Below are 17,517 nucleotides of genomic sequence, written 5' to 3' on the forward strand. Positions count from 1 at the left end.
CCGCGCACTCAGCGCGGTCCGCCGTCGCCGTACCCGCCCTCGGGCGCCGTGGCCCGGGGGCGGAAAGTGCGGCGGTAGGTGTCCGGGGGGACGCCTACCGTGCGGTTGAAGTGGCGGCGCAGTGTCGTGGCCGTGCCCATGCCGGTGGCGGTCGCGATGGCGTCGACCGTGCCGTCCGTCGTCTCCAGCAACTCCTGGGCGTGGCGGATTCGTTGGGCCAGCAGCCATTGCAGCGGGGTGGTACCGGCCACCGATCTGAAGTGGCGGGCCAGGTTGCGTGAGCTCATCCGCGCCTGGCGGGCCAGGTCTTCCACGGTCAGTGGATGGTCGAGGCGCTCCAGCACCCAGGGGAACAGCGCGGCGAGCGGGTGGTCTGCCCGGGCGGGTACCGGGGTGGTGACGAACTGGGCCTGGCCGCCCGCCCGGTGTGGTGGCACGACCAGGCGGCGGGCGGTGGTGTTGGCGACCGACGAGCCGTGGTCGAGGCGGACGAGGTGCAGGCACAGGTCCATCGCGGCGGCCTTGCCCGCGGAGGTGAGCACGCTGCCGTTGTCCACGTAGAGCACGTCCGGGTCGACCGTCACCCGGGGGTAACGGGCGGCCAGGGCCTCGGTGTGCGCCCAGTGCGTGGTCGCGCGCTTTCCGTCCAGCAGGCCCGCGGCGGCCAGCACGAACGCACCCGTGCAGAGCGACGCCACGCGCGCCCCCGCCTCGTGGGCCGCGCGCACCGCGTCGACCAGGTCGGCCGGTGGGTTCCCGTCCACGTCGTCCCAGCCGGGCACGATGACGGTGTCCGCATGGCGGAGCCGGTCGAGGCCGTGGTCGGGCTCCAGCAGGAACCGGCCGAACCGCACGGCGGCCGGCCCGCAGACGTCCAGGCGGTACCAGGGGGTGGCCACCCCGTCCGGGGCGGTGCCGAAGACCTCGTACGCCACGGACAGTTCGTAGTGCAGCATCCCGTCGGTGACGGCCAGCGCGACTGTGTTCACGTCCGGAATTGTACGGGGCATGGCGTTCCGGACACTCGTGTGCGGGGCCCTGCCATCGGCAGGCTGTCTCCGGCGGGTCTTTCGAGCACAGGAGGAGTACCGATGGAATCGGGACACACGGTCGCGGTGTACGGCGCGTACGGACACACCGGGCGCTTTGTCGTGGCGCAGTTGCGGGAACGCGGGTTCCTCCCGGTCCTCTCCGGCCGCGACCCCGGCAAGCTGAAGGAACTGGCGGAGGAGCCGGCGGCGGACCGTCCCGCACTCGACGTCCGGCCGGCGGCGGTCGACGATCCGGCCTCGCTCGACCGCGCACTGGCCGGCGCGGCGGCCGTGATCAACTGTGCCGGGCCCTTCGCCACGACCGCCGCCCCCGTGATCGAGGCGGCCCTGCGCGCGAGGATCCCGTACGTGGATGTGGCGGCCGAGGTCGAGGCCAACGTGGACACGTTCGCGCACTTCACGGACCGCGCCCGGGCCGCCGGAACGGTGATCGTCCCCGCGATGGCCTTCTTCGGCGGCCTCGGCGATCTGCTGACCACCGCGGCGATGGGCGACTGGACCGCCGCGGACGAGGCGCACATCGCGTACGGGCTGAGCAGCTGGCACCCCACGGACGGAACGCGCGTCGCGGGCCAGGTCTCCCGGACGCGGCGGAACGGCGAACGCGTCCGCTACACGAACGGGCGGCTGGAGTATCGCGACGACGCCCCGCCCACCCTGGACTGGCACTTTCCCGACCCCCTGGGCACCCGGGCCGTCATCGGGGAGTTCACGATGGCCGACGTCGTCACCGTACCCAGCCATCTCTCCATCCCCGAGGTCCGCACCTATATGACGATCGAGGCGGCCAGGGATCTGTCGGCCCCGGACACACCGGCGCCGACCGCGGTCGACGAGCGCGGTCGGTCCGCGCAGACCTTCCTCGTCGATGTCGTCGTGCGCTCCGGCGACACCGAACGGCGCGCCGTGGCGAGAGGCCAGGACATCTACGCCGTCACCGCGCCGCTCGCGGTGGAGGCGGTTCGCCGCATCCTCACGGGACGGACCAGGACGATCGGTGTCTCCTCGGCCGGTCAGATCTTCGACGCGGCCGACTTCCTCCGCGCGCTGTCCCCGCACGTCTCCCTCGAACTGCCGCAGTAGGCAAGAGGCAAGAGCGTTCGGAGGCCGTCGTCCGCGGGTCCCGCACAGGCGGGAGTTCACACGGCCAGGAGGTCTTCCAGCCTGTCGCGGACACCGTCCCTGCCACCCGCCGCGATCGGCACCAGCCTGTCGCGGTCACCGGGATCCCGGGAAAGCAGGTGCAGCCGGCCGTCGTTACGGGCCAGGATCAGATCGGTACTGGTGCCCGCGGTCTCGGCCGAGCCCTCCGCGGTGTACTCGGTGACGGTCACCAGCGCCGACCGCTCCGACCCCGTGAGCACGGCATCGGCGTCCATCGACCGATCGATGTCCGCCGACGAACCCCGGGGCAGCCAGTCGGTGAGCGCCCGGAGCCCCTCCTCAAGCTTGTACAGACCGATCTGGTGCACGCCGAGCGCGTCGATGCGGACCATCAGACAGATCCGCTCCGGCTGGGGGAGCAGCAGGATCCGCCACGGCTCGCCCGGATCCGTTCCGGTCGTACGGGCGTCGAGCACCTTCCTGGCCCGCTGCTGGAACGCCACGGCGATGCCCAGGTCTCCCCGTACTTCGACCTCCTCGCTCGACGAACCCGCCATGAGGAGTTGGCGCGCGGCCAACGAGCGGACGGCCTCGGCGAGTTCGTCGTCCGACGGCCGGGCCTCCAGGAAGTCCACGATCGCGTCCACGGCGGTGAGTTCGGCGATGGTGTACGCGCCGAGGAGCACCGGCCCGGTGTCCACGAGATGCACGACGGCCGAGACCAGTCCTTCGGGAACGGACGCCTCGCCCGGCCCCGGTGTCGACGCCGGGGGAGTACCACGCTGGTCGTCGCTCATGACGGACCTCCTGCCGGCCGGCCGCCCACGGCGGGCGCCGCGCGGCTCTCACGGAGAACCGCGGCGGCGGTACGGGACGGGGTCTGCGTCACCCATACGTCGGAGTTGCCGAACAGGCCCCGGCCGGCGCTGCCGGACAGCGCCTGGCCCAGCTCGCCGGCCAGATCCGGCCGGTCCGGCGGCGGGAACCGGGCCGCGAGTTCCTGGGACACGGCCGTGACGTCGTCGTTCGCCTCGATCCGGCGCAGCGCCTGCGTGAGGGACCGCGCGATCGGCGGCGACAGGGACGTGGGCATCGCCAGGACCGGCGCGAGATACAGCGGGCGCCGCTCGGTCATTCGCGACAGACCCCAGGGCCCGACGTTGCTGTCGGTGAACCTGTACACCACGTAGTCCATCAGGTGCCGCAGGTCGCTCGGCCGGGGCAGCTTGGACCCGCCGAACGCGGCCGGGGTCTTCTCCAGCTGCACCCAGGTGCCCTGTGCCGTGCGGCCGTGCAGCTTCTCCCGTACGACGTGCCCGCGCATCCCGATGTCGGGGTAGAGCTTCTTGTCGATGTCGCGGTGGTGGCTGGACAGCCGTGGATGGCTGCCCTTGGCGGACCGCCATTTCTCGTACAGCCGCGGATCGTCCACCAGCACATGCCCGCCGCGCAGTACGTCCCGCAACTGCGGTACCTGCAGCCCGTGCGCCTCCAGATCGGCAAGGATCTCCGCTTCCTCCGGGCTGAGGTGTTCGGCGGCCTTGACCAGGCCCTTTCGATACGATCCGGCCCGCGCGGTGATCTCGATCATGAGCCGCACCCTGGTGCGTACCGCTTCGGCGCGCTCGGCCCGCTCGGTACCGGCGGTACCGGCGCCCGCCTTGCCGGGCTGCACGGCGCGTGTGACGAAGGCTCGCGTGTGCTTGCGCTCCATCTGGCCAGTACAGCACGGCAGGCCCACACCCGCAGGGCCAGGGGCGACGCGCGACGTGCGTGACGCGTGAGTCGCCGGGGCGCCTCACCAGTCGTGGACGGTCCCGTCGTGGAGGCGGTTGACCGGCAGATACGCCGCGTCGTACGGGTGGGCCGCGGCCAGCTCCTCGTCCAGCTCCACCCCGATGCCGGGGGCCTCTCCCGGATGCAGGTACCCGTCCGTGAAGGTGTACGAGTGGCGGAAGACCTCCTCGGTGAGGGGGGTGTGGCCCGAGTACTCCTGGATGCCGAAGTTGTGCACGGCGAGGTCGAGATGGACGGCGGCGGCCATCCCGACCGGGGAGATGTCCTCCGGCCCGTGCACGGCGCTCTTGATCTGGTACTGGGCGGCGAAGTCGAACAGCTTGCGCAGCGGGGTGACGCCGCCGAAGTGGGTAACCGCCGACCGTACGTAGTCGATCAACTGCTCGGTGATCAGGGCCTGGTAGTCGTACACCGTGTTGAACACCTCGCCGATGGCCAGCGGTGTGGTGGTGTTACGGCGTACCAGCCGCAGGGCCTCCTGGTTCTCGGCGGGTGTGCAGTCCTCCAGCCAGAACGGCCGGTAGGGCTCCAGGTCCTTGCCGAGCCGGGCGGCCTGGATCGGGGTGAGCCGGTGGTGGGCGTCGTGGAGCAGGGGCAGTTCGGGGCCGAACTCGGCGCGTACGGCGTCGAAGACGGCCGGGATGTGCCGCAGATACGCCGCGGTGTCCCAGTCCTCGACCAGTGGGCGGGCCTGCTGGTGGAGGATCCGCGCACCGGCGTTGTCGGTGTCCGACACCCCGTAGACGGCCTTGAGGCCGGGGATGCCGGACTGGATACGGACGGCGGGGTATCCCTCGGCCAGCCTGGCCCGTACGGAGTCGAGGAGTTCGGGTATGTCCCGGCCGTTGGCGTGGCCGTAGGTACCGACGCGTTCGCGGCTGGCACCGCCCAGCAGCTGGTAGAGGGGGAGCCCCGCGGCCTTCGCCTTGATGTCCCACAGCGCCACGTCGACGGCGGCGATGGCGGCCATCGTCACCGGCCCGCGCCGCCAGTACGCCCCCCGGTACAGCGACTGCCAGGTGTCTTCTATGCGGTGCGGGTCGAGGCCGACGAGCAGAGGCGCCACATGGTCGCGGAGGTAGCTGACGACGGCGAGTTCCCTGCCGTTCAGGGTGGCGTCGCCGAGGCCGGTGAGGCCCTCGTCGGTCGTCAGCTTCAGGGTGACGAAGTTGCGGCCGGGACTGGTGACGACGACCTTCGCGTCGACGATCTTCATGTTCGTGTGTTCTCTTTCCGGATGTCGGGGGCGTGGGGTCGGCCCTGGACCGGTGCGGAAGCCTCGGTGCGGTTTCCGCCGGGCGGCGGCTTGTCAGCCTTTGGAGGCGCCGGAGGTCAGCCCGGCCACCAGGTACTTCTGTCCGATGACGGCGGCCAGTACGACCGGCACGGTGATGAGGGTGGCGGCGGCCATCAGTCCGCCCCAGTCGGTGCTCGCGTAGGAGATGAAGTTGAACAGGGCCACCGGCACCGTCTGGGTCCGGTCGTCGGCGAAGACCAGCGCGAACATGAAGTTGTTCCAGCTGAAGACGAAGGCCAGCAGCGACGCGGTCGCGGTGCCCGGTGCCGCGAGCGGCAACGAGATGCGCCAGAAGGCGCCGAAGGCGCTCAGCCCGTCGGTGCGGGCGGCCTCCTCCAGTTCGACCGGCAGTCCCGCGAAGAAACTGATCATGATCCACATGATCAGCGGGACGGAGACGAACATATGGCTCAGGATCAGCACGGTGTAGGACCCGACGAGCCCCATCTGCGCGAACAGGTAGTACCAGGGGACGAGGAGCGAGATCGCCGGGACGATGCGCGCGACGAGGATCAGGGAGCCGGTGCGGTGCATGTTGAACCGGCCCACCGCCCAGGCGGCGGGTACCGCGATGACGGCGGAGAGCACCGTCGACACCAGCCCGATCAGCAGCGAGTTGCCCATCGAGCGCAGGATCTGGCCGTCCTCGACGATGCCCCGGAAGTTGTCCAGGGTGGGGCTGAACCACAGACCGACGGACGGGTCGGTGACCTGCACGTTGGTCTTGAAGGCCGCGGCGAACATCCACACGATCGGCAGCGCGAAGATCAGCGTCACGACGGCGATGGCGGTGCCGCGCAGCCACGACCAGGTCCTGCGCCTGCGCGGCCGGGGGGTCGCCGGCCGGCGCGCGGCGGGGGAGACGGTGGCACTCATGCGTTCTTCCTTCCGCCCCGGCGGCGCAGCAGCACCACGACACCGATGATGAAGAGCGTGAACAGGACCAGGACGGCGGCGGCCAGTCCGTACTCCTGGTAGTCGAAGGTGAGCCCGTAGGCGTAGACGTTGAGGGTTTCCACCTCGAAGTCCGAACCGCCGCCGGGGCCTTTGGTGGCGTAGAGGATGTCGAAGGTCTTCAGCGCGTCGACGGAACGCAGCACCAGCGCGGCGACGAGCGTCGGCCCGAGCATCGGCAGGATGACGTATCGGAAACGCTGCCAGCCGTTCGCCCCGTCGACCAGGGCGGCCTCCTCCGGCTCCTCGGGCAGCGTGGTCAGCCCGGCGAGCAGCAGCAGCGTCATCATCGGGGTCCACTGCCACACGTCGATGAGCATCAGGGTCGGCAGCGACTGGCTCACCGAGCCGAGGAACTCCTGCCGGGGCAGGCCGACGGAGGCGAGCAGATGGTTGGCTATGCCGTTGGTGGGATCGAGGATCAGCAGCCACAGGATGCCGATCGCGACCGGCGTGGTGAGCAGCGGGATGATCAGGACGGTGCGCACCCAGCGCATCCCCCGGAACGCCTTGCGCATCAGCATCGCCAGCGCGAGGCCGAACACCGTCTCCAGCAACACCGCGCCGACGGTGAAGATCAGGGTGCGGCGGGCGGCCGGCCAGAACCTGCGGGTGTCGCCCAGCGCCTCGGTGAAGTTGCGCAGGCCGATATGGGCCTTGTCGGCGTTCACCGCGCCGAAGGCGTCGGTCAGGCTGAGGTCGAGCGTGAAGGCCAGCGGGAAGACGATCATCAGGCCGACGAAGAGCAGCGCCGGCGTGAGCATCGCCCACTTCAGCCGCCGGTTGGCCTGCTCGAAGGTGCGCGGCCGGCGTACGCGGGGCGACGGCGTGTCCGGCGGGCGGGCGTCGGTACGGGCCGTGGAGACCTCGGTGGTGGACATCAGGACTCCTTGTGGCGGTTGTCGCGTACGAGGAACTCGGCGAACTCCGCGTCCGCGTCACGCGCGACCGGCGGTACGGACTCGCCGAGGATGCCCGCGACCAGCGGCCGGCCGACGATGTCCCGGGCCCGGCCCACCTGGAGGACCCGGGGCCGGTCGTAGCCGAGGCCGCGCTCCGCGTTGATCCGCATGGCCTCGGCGAGGTCCGGCGGGAAGGAGGCCAGTGTCTTCGGGTCGGACCACACCGAGGAGCGGGCGCCGGGGATGCCGTCCGACTGCAGGGCGGTCGACATCTCGGGACCCGCGGCCCACCTGATGAACTCCCAGGCGTCGTCGCGCAGCAGGGAGAACGCGTTGATGCCCAGACTCCACGACGGGATGTTGTGCGGCCTGGCACCGGCCGGCCCGGCGGGGAAGGGCGCGAAGCCGATGGTCTCGCCCACCCTGGACACCTTCGGGTCCAGGAAGCTGCTGTAGATCGCGTCCGCGTCTATGTAGAACGCCGCCTTGCCCTGCGCGAAGATCGGCATGGCCTGTTCGAGGCTCATGTTGGTGGCCCCGGGCGGGCCCGCCTTGGCCAGCAGACCGCCGTAGTACTCGTACGCGGCAAGCGCCTCGGGGCTGCCGATGCCGGACTTCCCGCCGACGACGAAGTCACCGCCGTGCGAGTAGAGGAAGCTCGACCACTGGGACACGGCGCCGCTGCGCTGGCCCCGGCCGACATAGCCGTAGAAGCCCTTCTTCCGGTCGGTGAGCCGCTGCGCGGCGTCCATCAGCGCGTCCAGGGTGCGCGGCGGCCCGCCGAGGTCCTCGACCAGGTCCTTGCGGTAGTAGAGCGCGGGGCGCTCGGTCACCACCGGGACGCTCAGTACCTTGCCCGCCGTCGTGGACGCCTCGCGCGGGGCCTTCTGGAAGTCCGGCCAGTTGAACTCCGTGTCGCCGACCCGGTCGCTGAGGTCGGCGAGCCAGCCGTTGTGTCCGAAGAGCAGCTGCTCCTGGAGCGCGCGGACCATCATCACGTCCACGTCGGTGCCGGAGGCGTTCAGCTTGACGTTGTAGCTGCTCGCGAGCTGGTCTGCGGTGAGCAGGGTCATGGAGACCCGCCGTCCGATCAGCTCCTCGAATTCCTTCGTACGGCGCTGGATCGCCTGGGACCACACATGGTTGATCGCCATGATCCGCAACGGGGTGTCGGCCGAGGGCTTGGCGCCCCCGGTCGAACAGGCGCTCAGCGCCCCCACTCCGGCGGCCCCCACGACCCCTGCGGCCAGTCGGCCGAAGGCGCGCCGGCTCAGTGGCTGGCTGCTCGTGGACATCCTCGTCCTCGTCTCTCTGCGGTGTCGCGTGGTGCGTGTCGCGTGCCGGTCCCGCCGGCCTGGTCCAACTGGTAGGACCAGTTGGTTCAGACGGGACCGTAACAGCAGAACACGCACGTGGACCAGCCCCTGAGGAGAAGTTTTGCCGGACCCGTCCGCCGGCTACTCGCCCGTTCTGCCGCTGCCCTGGCGCCCCTCGGTCTGGCCCAGCAGCGTCTCGATGTGGTTGCGCGCCATGGTGTCGACCTGCACGTCGAGGTCCGGCCCGTACGTACGCAGGCCCAGCATCAGATGCTCCCGCATCCGCTCGCAGGCGAGGTCCACGTCCCGTGCCTCGATCGCCTCGAAGATCTCCGGGTGGTGCGGCACACCGGGCTCGGCGATCGACGGATCGGAGTTCGAGCGGAGCATCATCTCGAACATCATCCCGCTGATCGAGGACAGCATGATCCGCAGGACCGGGTTCTTGCTCGCCACCGCGACGGCGTCGTGGAAGTCCATGTCTGCCTGGGCCTTCACGACGACATCGGTCGCCGACTCCAGGGCGTCCCGGGCGGACCGCATCGCCGCGATGTCCTCGTCCGTGGCCCGCCGGGTCGCCAGCCGGACCATCTCGACCTCCAGCGGGATCCGCGCCTCGATGAGCTGCCGGACGGTGGGGCGACCCGCCCGGTACAGCGCGTCGTACCCCCTGGCCTGGCCCGAGGACTGTTCACGGACGAAGGAACCCCGTCCCGGAGCGACTTCGATCAGATGCTGGGCCTCCAGGCGCCTCAGCACCTCGCGTACGACATTCCTGCTGGAACCGAACTGGGCGGCGAGCTCGCGCTCCGAGGGGAGCTTCGTCCCGACGGGGATCTCTCCGGACCTGATGTCGTGTTCCAGCCGACGGGCGATGCGCTCCGTGAGGAGTCCGCGCTGGGCGGGGGCCGCGGCGGGGCCCGACCGCGCGGAACCCGCCGGGGAGGAGGGGGCGGACGGCTGCATGCTCGCAGCGTACAGGCCGGTCACGGCCGACACGCGCCCCCGTCCCGGCCGCGACCGGCACCGGTCGCCCCGACCTCTCCCGTGGGCCACGGCCGGTGCGACGCGGTGTGTGCCGCTCTACCCCTCGGGTGCTGACGCGAGGGCGTCGAGGGCCAGTTGGTAGTCCATGGAGATCACGCGCGAGTTCTGCAGCGCCACGGCCTGCCAGCCGTCGTCCCGCCACCGGACGGCGAGCAGTTGCATGGAGTCGCGGCTCGGCAGCGGTGTGTCCTCGCCCGGCATCACCACACCGACCCGGTAGTGCACCACACCCCAGTCGGGCCCGACGACCCGGGCGAACACCACCCGGCCGTCCACCAGGCGGGAGCCCCTCAGCGCGGTGTCGAACAGCGGCTGGTGAAAGGCCACGATCGCGTCGCGTCCCTTGAGGACGGTCCCTTCGAACGCCACGAACTCGGCGTCCTCCGCGAAGTCGGCGGCGAAGGCCGTGGCGTCACCCCGGTTCCACGCCTCCTGCATCCGCGCGGAGATCGCGCCCATCGCTTCGACCGACTGATCCATCGGTGACTCACTTCCCCTGTCGAGGTACCGGTCCGCCGGACGCGGCCCGCCGCCCCACCCTCTCAAAGATGATCAGTCGGTACGATCCCGTCGGCGCCGCTGACGCCGATCGCCTCCGCGGTGATCAGCACCCGCCCGGCAGTGGGAGGGGCGGGGGCGGGGAGGTCGATGACTTCCAGACCCTCGGGGCCGCCGAACGTCCCGGCACGCCGGAGCGTCCGTCACCGTGATCGCGACGTGCCCCCGGCGCCCGTTACTGGCCCACCCTGCCGTCGACACACTCGCGCAGCAGATCGGCGTGCCCGCAGTGACGCGCGTACTCGTCGATCCTGTGCACCATCAGTTCCCGAACCGCGATCCGGTCCTTCCCCAGCCGCTCGCCCAGATCCGGGTGCCCGGCCAACGCGGCGTCCGTCGCGGCCTGTTCGCGCGCCAGAGCGGCGTACGCGGCGTCGACCTCGGCCTGTTCGGCGAGGGCACCCTCGAAGTCCCCGTCAGGGTCGCCGTACAGCTTCGGCAGCGGATCACCGTCGCGGATCCAGTTGTGCCAGTCCCGTTCCACCTCGGCGAGATGGCGGATCAGACCGAGCAGCGACATCGTCGACGGCGGAACCGACCGGCGGGCCAACTGCTCCGGGTCCAGGCCCTCGCACTTCATCCGCAGGGTCATGCGGTAGCCCGTCAGGAAGTCCACCAGCGTCGCCGGCTCGCCCTCCGGACCGGGCCCGTCGCTGTCACGGGGGTCGTCGTCCGGGTCGGTCCACATGTCGGGGTGGACGGTGGCCTGGGTCCAGCGTGCGGGTCGGTCACTCATGCGGGCCATGGTCGTCGGTACGGTCCGGGCCCGCCAGTTCTTTACGGCCGGCGCGCCACCCGCCGTACAGCGGATGTGCCCGCCCGGGGCACACCCGCTGGACGGCCTCGCCGCTACGCCCGCACCACCGACTCCGCGCTGTTGTACCCCTCGATCCGCAGCGCCGGGCGCCCCGACCGCAGTGCCTTCGCGGGCCAGCTCAGCGTCACCGTCCGCGACTCACCGGGCAGCAGCCACAGGTAGTTGTCCCCGTACAGCGTCGGCAGCACCCGTCGGCCGTCCTTGGCGTCCAGCAGTGACAGGCGCAGCATGGAGGCGACCGCCGCGCCCCGGTTGCGTACCGTCACGGTCATCGTGCGCCGCTCGCCCGACCGGGAGACATGACCGAGGTCGGCGGTGACCTTCACCGGCCTGGCCGTGTTCAGCGCCCGCATGTCGGCCGGTGCGCGGTAGCGCCAGTACGTGTTCTCCGACAGCGACTTGCCGCCGCTGTCCTCCAGGCTCAGCCGCAGCAGATGCAGATCCGGCAGTTCCGCCCCGAAGGCCGCCGTGAAGGCGGCGGCCGTGCTCGACGGGGCGACGTCCACCTTCGTACGACGGGTTGAACCGAGCTGCCGGCCGGACAGGTCGTACAGCCGCGCCGTCACCGTGACTCCCTTGAGCCCGCGCGCGGTGTGGTTGACCGCGATGACGTCCCACTTCTGCGGATCCGCCTGCACATGAACGGCCTCGCACGACTTGCGGGCGCCGTAGTACGTGCCGTTGACGTCGAAGTCGTAGTCGTACGTCTGCCACACCGTGCTGTGCCAGGCCGGGTGGGACATCCACAGCATCAGACCGCTGGCGTCCTTCCAGAGGTTGGCGTTCCACGCCTCGAACATGGCGCGGGTGTTCTCGTAGTTCACGAACTGCGCCTTGCGCGCGAAGTCGTCCAGGCCCCCGGCCGTGCCCAACCGCGCCTCGATGGCGGCGCGGTAGTTCTGCGGGGCCTGATTCCCCCGGGTGCTCCAGTCGTGGTAGTACCACGCCTCGCCGATCGGCCACTCCGGCTCGTCGCCGACCAGATTGCGCACACTCTCCGCCGTGGAGACCACGGGCATGCCGATCTCCGTGTGGAAGCCGAAGTGGCCCCCGCCGTAGGTGGAACGGGAGAAGTAGCGCTCCGGCTCCACCCAGCCGTACGGACCGCCGCCGGAGATGATGCCGCCCGCCGAGTTGTTCTGGTAGAAGACACCCGGCGCCTCCGCCAGGACCGCCTCCCGCATGCCGTCGTCGATCGCGGCGGGCGGGTTGCCCTCGTTGGCACCGCACCACAGGACGACGCTGGGGTGCATGCGGTAGCGGCGTACGGTGTCGCGCGCCAGGCTGTTGAACGCGTCGTGGTCCGGCGGGTCCATGGCCCACGCGTTGGGGAAGTCGTTCCACACGAGCAGCCCGTACTCGTCGCAACTGGCGAAGAACTCCTCGCGGTTGCTGCTGCCGAGCCAGTTGCGGATCATGGTGAAGTTCATGTCCCGGTGCATGCGCACCGCCGTGTCCATCCGCTCGGCGGGCATCCGGCGCAGCAGTTCGTCCCAGCCCCAGTTGCCGCCCCGGCAGAAGACCCGTACACCGTTCACGCTGATCTTCAGCGGCTCCGGGGTGTTGTCGACGGACTTCACGTCCGTCCACGTCTCGCCGTCGTCGGAGATCTGGATGACATACGTCTTGGGGTAGGCGGGCTCCCACACGACGACCACCCGGTCGAAGGAGACGGACGCGCCGAGGTCCACCTGAATCCACTGGTTGTCCTCGTAGGCGGAGGACCAGCGGGTGTCGGCCTTGCCGTCGGTGGCGTTCGCCGCCTTGCTGTCGCCGTCCTCCGTGGAGGCGGTGGCCTTCTGGTGCAGGGCGAGGTCCGTGCCCGGCCTCGCACTGTCGATGACCGACAGGCTCCACAGCGAGTTGCCCCAACTGGTCGCCCGCTCACCGCCGTTGAGCCGGACGTAACGGGCCGCGCGGGCGCCGATGTCGACGCTCTGCAGGCTGGCGTTGGCGTTCTTGAAGGGCAGCGGCACCGCGGAGTTGTCGACCGACTCCGCGTCCGTCCAGGTCTCGCCGTCGTCGGAGACCTGGACGACGTACGTCTTCGCGTACGCCTGCTCCCACACCAGGTCCACCCGGTCGAAGGAGACGGACGCCCCGAGGTCGACCTGAATCCAGTGGTCGTCCTCGAACGCCGAGGCCCAGCGGGTCTTCGCGTCCCCGTCGGTGACGTTCGCGGCCTCGTGCGCCGGCTCGTCCACGGACGAGGCGGTGGCCTTCTTGCGCAGGGCGAGGTCGTTACCCGGCGCGGCGCTGTCGATCACCGACAGAGCCCACAGCGAGGAGCCCCAGTCGGTGGCGCGCGTCAGACACCGGACCCGCACGTGGCGCGCCTTCCTCGCGCCCAGCTCGACCGTCTGCGTGTACGCGTCGGTCCCGCCGCCGAACGGCAGCGGCACCGCGTACTCGTAGCCGAACTGCCGGATACCGAAGCGTGTGGCGCGCCGGTCGCTCTCCTTCCCGTCGACGGCGGCGACCAGCGTGAGGTCGTGCAGCGCGGGCTCGCCGTAGCCGTTGGGCCACCACAGCCGGGGGTCGCGTACCCGCAGCTCCTTGTGGTCGGCCGGGGCGAAGACGACGTCGGTGCTTCCGCCGCCCGGCACGGTGACGGTGCGGGAGACCCGTACGCCGTCGAACGACGCGGTGACCGTCACGCGCCGCTCGGCGGTGTCGGCGTTGCGTACCGGTACGACGACCGTCACCTCGGCGGTGCCCGTGTCGGGCAGGCCGGGCAGGGCGGTGTCGACGCGCGGGTCGCCGATGACGGCGTGACCGGTCGAACGGAGCCGCACATGGTTCCAGATGCCGGAGACCCGGTCGCGTACGGCCGGCATCCAGTCCCAGCCCGAAGCGGCCAGATACGTCGGCGAGTTGCGGTTCATCATGTTGGCGCCGGCGTCCACGAAGGCCAGGCCGGCCTCGCTCTTGTCGCCGGGGCTGCCGGGGAACGGCATGGGCGTGATCCGTACGGCCAGCGTCTGCTCGCCGTCGGCCGCCAGCAGGGGCGTCACGTCGTGCGCGGACCGGGCGAAGGGGTACGTCACGTCGCCGACGCGCTCGCCGTTGAGCCAGATGTCCGCCCGGTGGTTCACACCGTCGAACTCCAGCCAGACATGGCGCCCGGCGCCGGTCCGCAGACCCGGCGGCAGTCGGAAACCACGGCGGTACCACCACGAGTGGCGCGACAGCGCCTCCGGGATGTGCAGGTTGTTCATGCCCTCGACGGGGTCGGGCAGATGACCCTGGTCCACCAGCGAGCCGAGGACCGTGCCGGGGACCGTCGCGGGCAGCCAGCGGCTGGTGTCGACCTTCGGCCGGGACAGCTCGGCGCCCTCGGCGCCGGCCCAGTCGTCCATGGTCAGGGTCCAGCCGGACTCCAGCGGTACGGTGCCGTCCTCGGCGACCTTCAGGGCGGGGGCCTTGTGGTCGTTGGTGCCCCAGTCGGTCCATCCGGTGGCGGCGGGGCGGCGGCCCTTGGCGGAGCCGTACACCTCGAAACCGTTGAGTCCCAGCGGGTTGGCGTTCGAACGCTTCGTGACCGTCATCCGCACCCAGCGCGCCGTGGTGGCCTTGTCCAGCTTGATCTCCACCACCCCGCCGGTGCCGGCGGTGGTGCGGTGGACCGTGGTCCAGGTGCGGCGGTCGCGGGAGGTCTCGATGGTGAAGGCCACCGCGCAGCTGGACAGGATCTCCTGCCCGGTCGTGTTGTCACGGGGACTGCCGCTCGGGGACGGGGTGAAGACCGGGTCGTCCGCGGTGGCCTCGAAGGTGAGCCGGACGGAGTCGACCGTGCACTCGGCCTGGAGGTCGACGGAGATCCACTGCGGGTCGCCCGCGGCGGCGCGCCAGCCGCTGCCCTTCACGCCGGGGGAGTTGAGCCTGTCGACCACGAACTCGGCGGGGTTGGGCGCGTAGTCGACCGACGACACCTGGACCGGGCGGTACGCGGCGAGTTCGCCCCGGCTGCCGGCGGCGCCCGCGGTGCCGGCGGCGTGGCTCGTTGCGGGAAGCGCGACCCCGAGGCCGAAGCCGGCGAGCAGGGTCGAGCCGGTGGCGACAACTGCCCTGCGGGAAGGGTGAGATGACTGGTTCGGCATGAGTGACGTGATCCATTTCAGGCGAGCCCTCAAGAGCAAACGGCCTGCACAGGCCGTTTGACAACGTTGCCATAGGCTGTAATTCGACCGGGGTTCTGTCAAGAGCCAGGACATTTCCCGCAGTCGGGAGAGGGGCCCCGCGGCCGCCGCCCGGGGCCCCTCGCCGTTCGGTCTACGCCCTCGGCGGGCGCACCATGAAGACATCGATCGGGTCCTGGGCCGCCACCACGAAGCCGTGGCGCTCGTAGAGCCGCCGGGCGGCGCTGCCCCGCAGGACGTTCAGACTCACGGCCACGCCTCGCGCGTCCGTCCGCTCCAGCACCGTGCGCAGGACGGCGGATCCGAGCCCTCGCCCCTGACAGTGCGGAGCGAGATAGAAGTGCTCCAGCCACTGGCCGCCCTGTCCGTCCTCGGACGGCCGGACCGTGACGCATCCGACGAGTTCGCGGTCGACGGGTTCGCGTCCGACAAGTTCGCATCCGACAGGTTCGCGGTCGATCAGGATGATCGACGTGTGCCGCGTGGAGAAGGAGTCCCGCAGCCGTTGCCGCACCCGGTGCTCGTCGTAGCGGCCGAGGCGCTCCAGGTCCGCGCGCATGACCGTGGCCCGCAGCTCCGCGATCACCTCGATGTCGGCCGCCGACGCGGCACGCAGCGTCCAGTCCGTGCCGTGCGCCGACCCGGTCCGTACCGGCAACGCCACGTCCGATCGCGCCCCGCTGCCGGTCGACCCGTCATCCATGGCCGGAGTATCTCAGTCCGTGCGCAGGGGCCGACGGGCACCCGCACCTGCGGGGATGTGCCCCGGCGGGCGGGCTCGTTCACGAAAGCCGAAAGAATCTTGGACCAAGATGTCGAGAACCCGTGGCCGGCTCCGTCCCCGCAGTGAACGCGACCACAATGGTCCCACCAGCACCGAGGAGAAACACCATGGCCAAGTACCTGCTGCTCAAGCACTACCGAGGCGCCCCGGCCGCCGTCAACGACGTTCCCATGGACCGGTGGACGCCCGAGGAGATCTCGGCCCACATGGGGTACATGAACGACTTCGCCGCCCGGCTCGTGGAGACCGGCGAGTTCGTCGACAGCCAGGCGCTCGCCCCCGAGGGGACGTTCGTGCGGTACGACGGCGAGGGGCGCCCGCCGGTCACCGACGGACCGTTCGCGGAGACCAAGGACGTCATCGCCGGCTGGATGGTGATCGACGTCGACAGCTACGAGCGCGCCGTCGAACTGGCCGGGGAGCTGTCCGCCGCCCCCGGGGCGGGCGGCAAGCCGATCCACGAGTGGCTCGAACTGCGCCCGTTCCTGGGCGCGTCGCACACCATCACCGAGTGACCTCTCAGATGTCTCAGATGAACGAGGTCCTGCTCCGGAGCCTCACGCCGAGCGTGCTCGGGATCCTCGTCCGCCGCGGAGCCGACTTCGCGGCGGCCGAGGACGCCGTACAGGAAGCGCTGATCGAGGCGGTCCGCGGCTGGCCGGCCGATCCACCGGGGGATCCGAAGGGCTGGCTGGTCACCGTGGCCTGGCGCAAGTTCCTCGACGCGACCCGGGCGGACGCCGCCCGCCGCCGGCGCGAGGACCGTGTGGACGAGGACCCGGCGCCCGGCCCCGCGCCGGAGGTGGACGACACGCTCCAGCTCTACTTCCTGTGCGCCCACCCGTCGCTGACGCCCTCGTCCGCGGTCGCCCTCACGCTGCGCGCCGTCGGCGGGCTGACCACCCGCCAGATCGCCCAGGCATATCTGGTGCCCGAGGCGACCATGGCACAGCGCATCAGCCGGGCCAAGCGCACCGTGTCCGGCGTACGGTTCGACCGGCCCGGCGACGTCGCCACGGTGCTGCGCGTCCTCTACCTGGTCTTCAACGAGGGCTACTCCGGCGACGTCGACCTCGCGGCCGAGGCCGTCCGGCTCACCCGGCAGCTCGCGGCCGCGATCGACCACCCCGAGGTGGCGGGGCTGCTCGCCCTCATGCTGCTCCACCACGCCCGGCGCGCCGCCCGGACCGCGCCCGACGGCAGACTGGTGCCGCTCGCCGAGCAGGACCGCGGCCTGTGGGACACCTCGGCGATCGCCGAGGGCGTCGCGATCCTGCAGGCGGCCCTCGCGCGCGACCGGCTGGGCGAGTTCCAGGCCCAGGCCGCCGTCGCGGCACTCCACGCCGACGCGCCCACCGCCGAGGAGACCGACTGGGTGCAGATCGTCGAGTGGTACGACGAACTCGCGCGCCTGACCGACAACCCGCTCGTCCGCCTCAACCGCGCGGTGGCCGTCGGTGAGGCGGACGGACCGCGCGCCGGTCTCGCGGCGCTCGCGACCCTGGACGACACGCTGCCCCGCCACACCGCGGTGGCGGCGTATCTCCACGAGCGCGACGGTGATCCGGCGACGGCGGCGCGGCTGTACGCCGAGGCGGCCCGGAAGGCGCCCAACCTCGCCGAGCGCGAACACCTGACACGCCAGGCCGCCCGGCTCAACGCCCGCCGGTCCGGCTGACCGGTTCGCACGGCGCGGCCGGGCGCCGTCCGTCGGTCGCTGTTCGTCGGGCGCCGTCCGTCGGGCGCTGGG

At 71.1% G+C, this 17,517-nt stretch carries 15 protein-coding genes; 3 read left to right on the forward strand and 12 right to left on the reverse strand.

The window, feature by feature from the left end:
* Nucleotides 1-8 precede the first annotated feature (8 nt).
* A complete protein-coding gene (locus ACFUN8_RS32110; protein ID WP_383645397.1) occupies nt 9-989 on the reverse strand; it encodes a helix-turn-helix domain-containing protein in 981 nt (326 codons plus the stop codon).
* Nucleotides 990-1,091: 102 nt separating this feature from the next.
* Here ACFUN8_RS32110 and ACFUN8_RS32115 point away from each other — a divergent pair, with 102 nt between their 5' ends.
* Entirely contained in the window at nt 1,092-2,135 is a 1,044-nt protein-coding gene (locus ACFUN8_RS32115) for a saccharopine dehydrogenase family protein (RefSeq protein WP_383645400.1), read from the forward strand.
* Between the two features lie 56 nt (nt 2,136-2,191).
* Here the strand turns inward: ACFUN8_RS32115 and ACFUN8_RS32120 are convergent, their stop codons facing one another.
* The 11 genes from ACFUN8_RS32120 to ACFUN8_RS32170 form a co-directional block, all read right to left on the reverse strand.
* On the reverse strand, nt 2,192-2,953 hold the full coding sequence (locus tag ACFUN8_RS32120) for a hypothetical protein (RefSeq protein ID WP_383645403.1): 762 nt from the start codon (nt 2,951-2,953) through the stop codon (nt 2,192-2,194).
* Entirely contained in the window at nt 2,950-3,870 is a 921-nt protein-coding gene (locus ACFUN8_RS32125) for a hypothetical protein (RefSeq protein WP_383645406.1), read from the reverse strand. The genes ACFUN8_RS32120 and ACFUN8_RS32125 overlap by 4 nt, the downstream gene beginning before the upstream one ends.
* A gap of 84 nt (nt 3,871-3,954) precedes the next feature.
* Complete coding sequence (gene manD / locus ACFUN8_RS32130; protein ID WP_383645409.1) at nt 3,955-5,169, reverse strand: D-mannonate dehydratase ManD; 1,215 nt, start codon at nt 5,167-5,169, stop codon at nt 3,955-3,957.
* Nucleotides 5,170-5,262: 93 nt separating this feature from the next.
* Nucleotides 5,263-6,126, reverse strand: coding sequence for a carbohydrate ABC transporter permease (locus ACFUN8_RS32135; protein ID WP_383645412.1), 864 nt, complete (start codon nt 6,124-6,126; stop codon nt 5,263-5,265).
* Nucleotides 6,123-7,085 carry a carbohydrate ABC transporter permease gene (locus ACFUN8_RS32140; protein WP_383645415.1) on the reverse strand — a complete coding sequence of 321 codons (963 nt, stop codon included), beginning with the start codon at nt 7,083-7,085 and terminating at the stop codon, nt 6,123-6,125. Before ACFUN8_RS32140 ends, ACFUN8_RS32135 begins: the two co-directional genes overlap by 4 nt.
* On the reverse strand, nt 7,085-8,401 hold the full coding sequence (locus ACFUN8_RS32145; RefSeq protein WP_383645418.1) for an ABC transporter substrate-binding protein: 1,317 nt from the start codon (nt 8,399-8,401) through the stop codon (nt 7,085-7,087). The genes ACFUN8_RS32140 and ACFUN8_RS32145 overlap by 1 nt, the downstream gene beginning before the upstream one ends.
* Nucleotides 8,402-8,563: 162 nt before the next feature.
* Nucleotides 8,564-9,388, reverse strand: a complete 825-nt coding sequence (locus tag ACFUN8_RS32150; RefSeq protein WP_383645421.1) for a FadR/GntR family transcriptional regulator — start codon at nt 9,386-9,388, stop codon at nt 8,564-8,566.
* Nucleotides 9,389-9,505: 117 nt separating this feature from the next.
* Nucleotides 9,506-9,949, reverse strand: coding sequence for an SgcJ/EcaC family oxidoreductase (locus tag ACFUN8_RS32155; RefSeq protein ID WP_383645424.1), 444 nt, complete (start codon nt 9,947-9,949; stop codon nt 9,506-9,508).
* A gap of 253 nt (nt 9,950-10,202) precedes the next feature.
* Nucleotides 10,203-10,772 (reverse strand): DinB family protein, encoded by a 570-nt coding sequence (locus ACFUN8_RS32160; protein ID WP_383645427.1) that lies wholly within the window; start codon nt 10,770-10,772, stop codon nt 10,203-10,205.
* Between the two features lie 104 nt (nt 10,773-10,876).
* Nucleotides 10,877-14,944 carry a discoidin domain-containing protein gene (locus ACFUN8_RS32165; RefSeq protein WP_383645429.1) on the reverse strand — a complete coding sequence of 1,356 codons (4,068 nt, stop codon included), beginning with the start codon at nt 14,942-14,944 and terminating at the stop codon, nt 10,877-10,879.
* Nucleotides 14,945-15,116: 172 nt separating this feature from the next.
* Complete coding sequence (locus tag ACFUN8_RS32170) at nt 15,117-15,686, reverse strand: GNAT family N-acetyltransferase (RefSeq protein WP_383645432.1); 570 nt, start codon at nt 15,684-15,686, stop codon at nt 15,117-15,119.
* Nucleotides 15,687-15,874: 188 nt separating this feature from the next.
* On the opposite strand from ACFUN8_RS32170, the gene ACFUN8_RS32175 reads away from it, so the two are divergent.
* Both ACFUN8_RS32175 and ACFUN8_RS32180 read left to right on the forward strand, forming a co-directional pair.
* A complete protein-coding gene (locus ACFUN8_RS32175; protein ID WP_382567238.1) occupies nt 15,875-16,282 on the forward strand; it encodes a YciI family protein in 408 nt (135 codons plus the stop codon).
* A 17-nt stretch (nt 16,283-16,299) separates the two neighbouring features.
* A complete protein-coding gene (locus ACFUN8_RS32180; RefSeq protein WP_383645435.1) occupies nt 16,300-17,445 on the forward strand; it encodes an RNA polymerase sigma factor in 1,146 nt (381 codons plus the stop codon).
* Nucleotides 17,446-17,517: the final 72 nt, after the last annotated feature.

The organism is Streptomyces sp. NPDC057307 (genome assembly GCF_042667665.1).
Classification (GTDB): Bacteria; Actinomycetota; Actinomycetes; order Streptomycetales; family Streptomycetaceae; genus Streptomyces.

Excerpts from the sequence above, each read along its gene's own strand:
- ACFUN8_RS32115 (WP_383645400.1), top strand. The coding sequence starts at position 1,092 with ATGGAATCGGGACACACGGTCGCGGTGTACGGCGCGTACGGACACACC.
- ACFUN8_RS32120 (WP_383645403.1), bottom strand. The coding sequence starts at position 2,953 with ATGAGCGACGACCAGCGTGGTACTCCCCCGGCGTCGACACCGGGGCCG.
- ACFUN8_RS32125 (WP_383645406.1), bottom strand. The coding sequence starts at position 3,870 with ATGGAGCGCAAGCACACGCGAGCCTTCGTCACACGCGCCGTGCAGCCC.
- manD (WP_383645409.1), bottom strand. The coding sequence starts at position 5,169 with ATGAAGATCGTCGACGCGAAGGTCGTCGTCACCAGTCCCGGCCGCAAC.
- ACFUN8_RS32135 (WP_383645412.1), bottom strand. The coding sequence starts at position 6,126 with ATGAGTGCCACCGTCTCCCCCGCCGCGCGCCGGCCGGCGACCCCCCGG.
- ACFUN8_RS32140 (WP_383645415.1), bottom strand. The coding sequence starts at position 7,085 with ATGTCCACCACCGAGGTCTCCACGGCCCGTACCGACGCCCGCCCGCCG.
- ACFUN8_RS32145 (WP_383645418.1), bottom strand. The coding sequence starts at position 8,401 with ATGTCCACGAGCAGCCAGCCACTGAGCCGGCGCGCCTTCGGCCGACTG.
- ACFUN8_RS32150 (WP_383645421.1), bottom strand. The coding sequence starts at position 9,388 with ATGCAGCCGTCCGCCCCCTCCTCCCCGGCGGGTTCCGCGCGGTCGGGC.
- ACFUN8_RS32155 (WP_383645424.1), bottom strand. The coding sequence starts at position 9,949 with ATGGATCAGTCGGTCGAAGCGATGGGCGCGATCTCCGCGCGGATGCAG.
- ACFUN8_RS32160 (WP_383645427.1), bottom strand. The coding sequence starts at position 10,772 with ATGGCCCGCATGAGTGACCGACCCGCACGCTGGACCCAGGCCACCGTC.
- ACFUN8_RS32165 (WP_383645429.1), bottom strand. The coding sequence starts at position 14,944 with ATGCCGAACCAGTCATCTCACCCTTCCCGCAGGGCAGTTGTCGCCACC.
- ACFUN8_RS32170 (WP_383645432.1), bottom strand. The coding sequence starts at position 15,686 with ATGGATGACGGGTCGACCGGCAGCGGGGCGCGATCGGACGTGGCGTTG.
- ACFUN8_RS32175 (WP_382567238.1), top strand. The coding sequence starts at position 15,875 with ATGGCCAAGTACCTGCTGCTCAAGCACTACCGAGGCGCCCCGGCCGCC.
- ACFUN8_RS32180 (WP_383645435.1), top strand. The coding sequence starts at position 16,300 with ATGAACGAGGTCCTGCTCCGGAGCCTCACGCCGAGCGTGCTCGGGATC.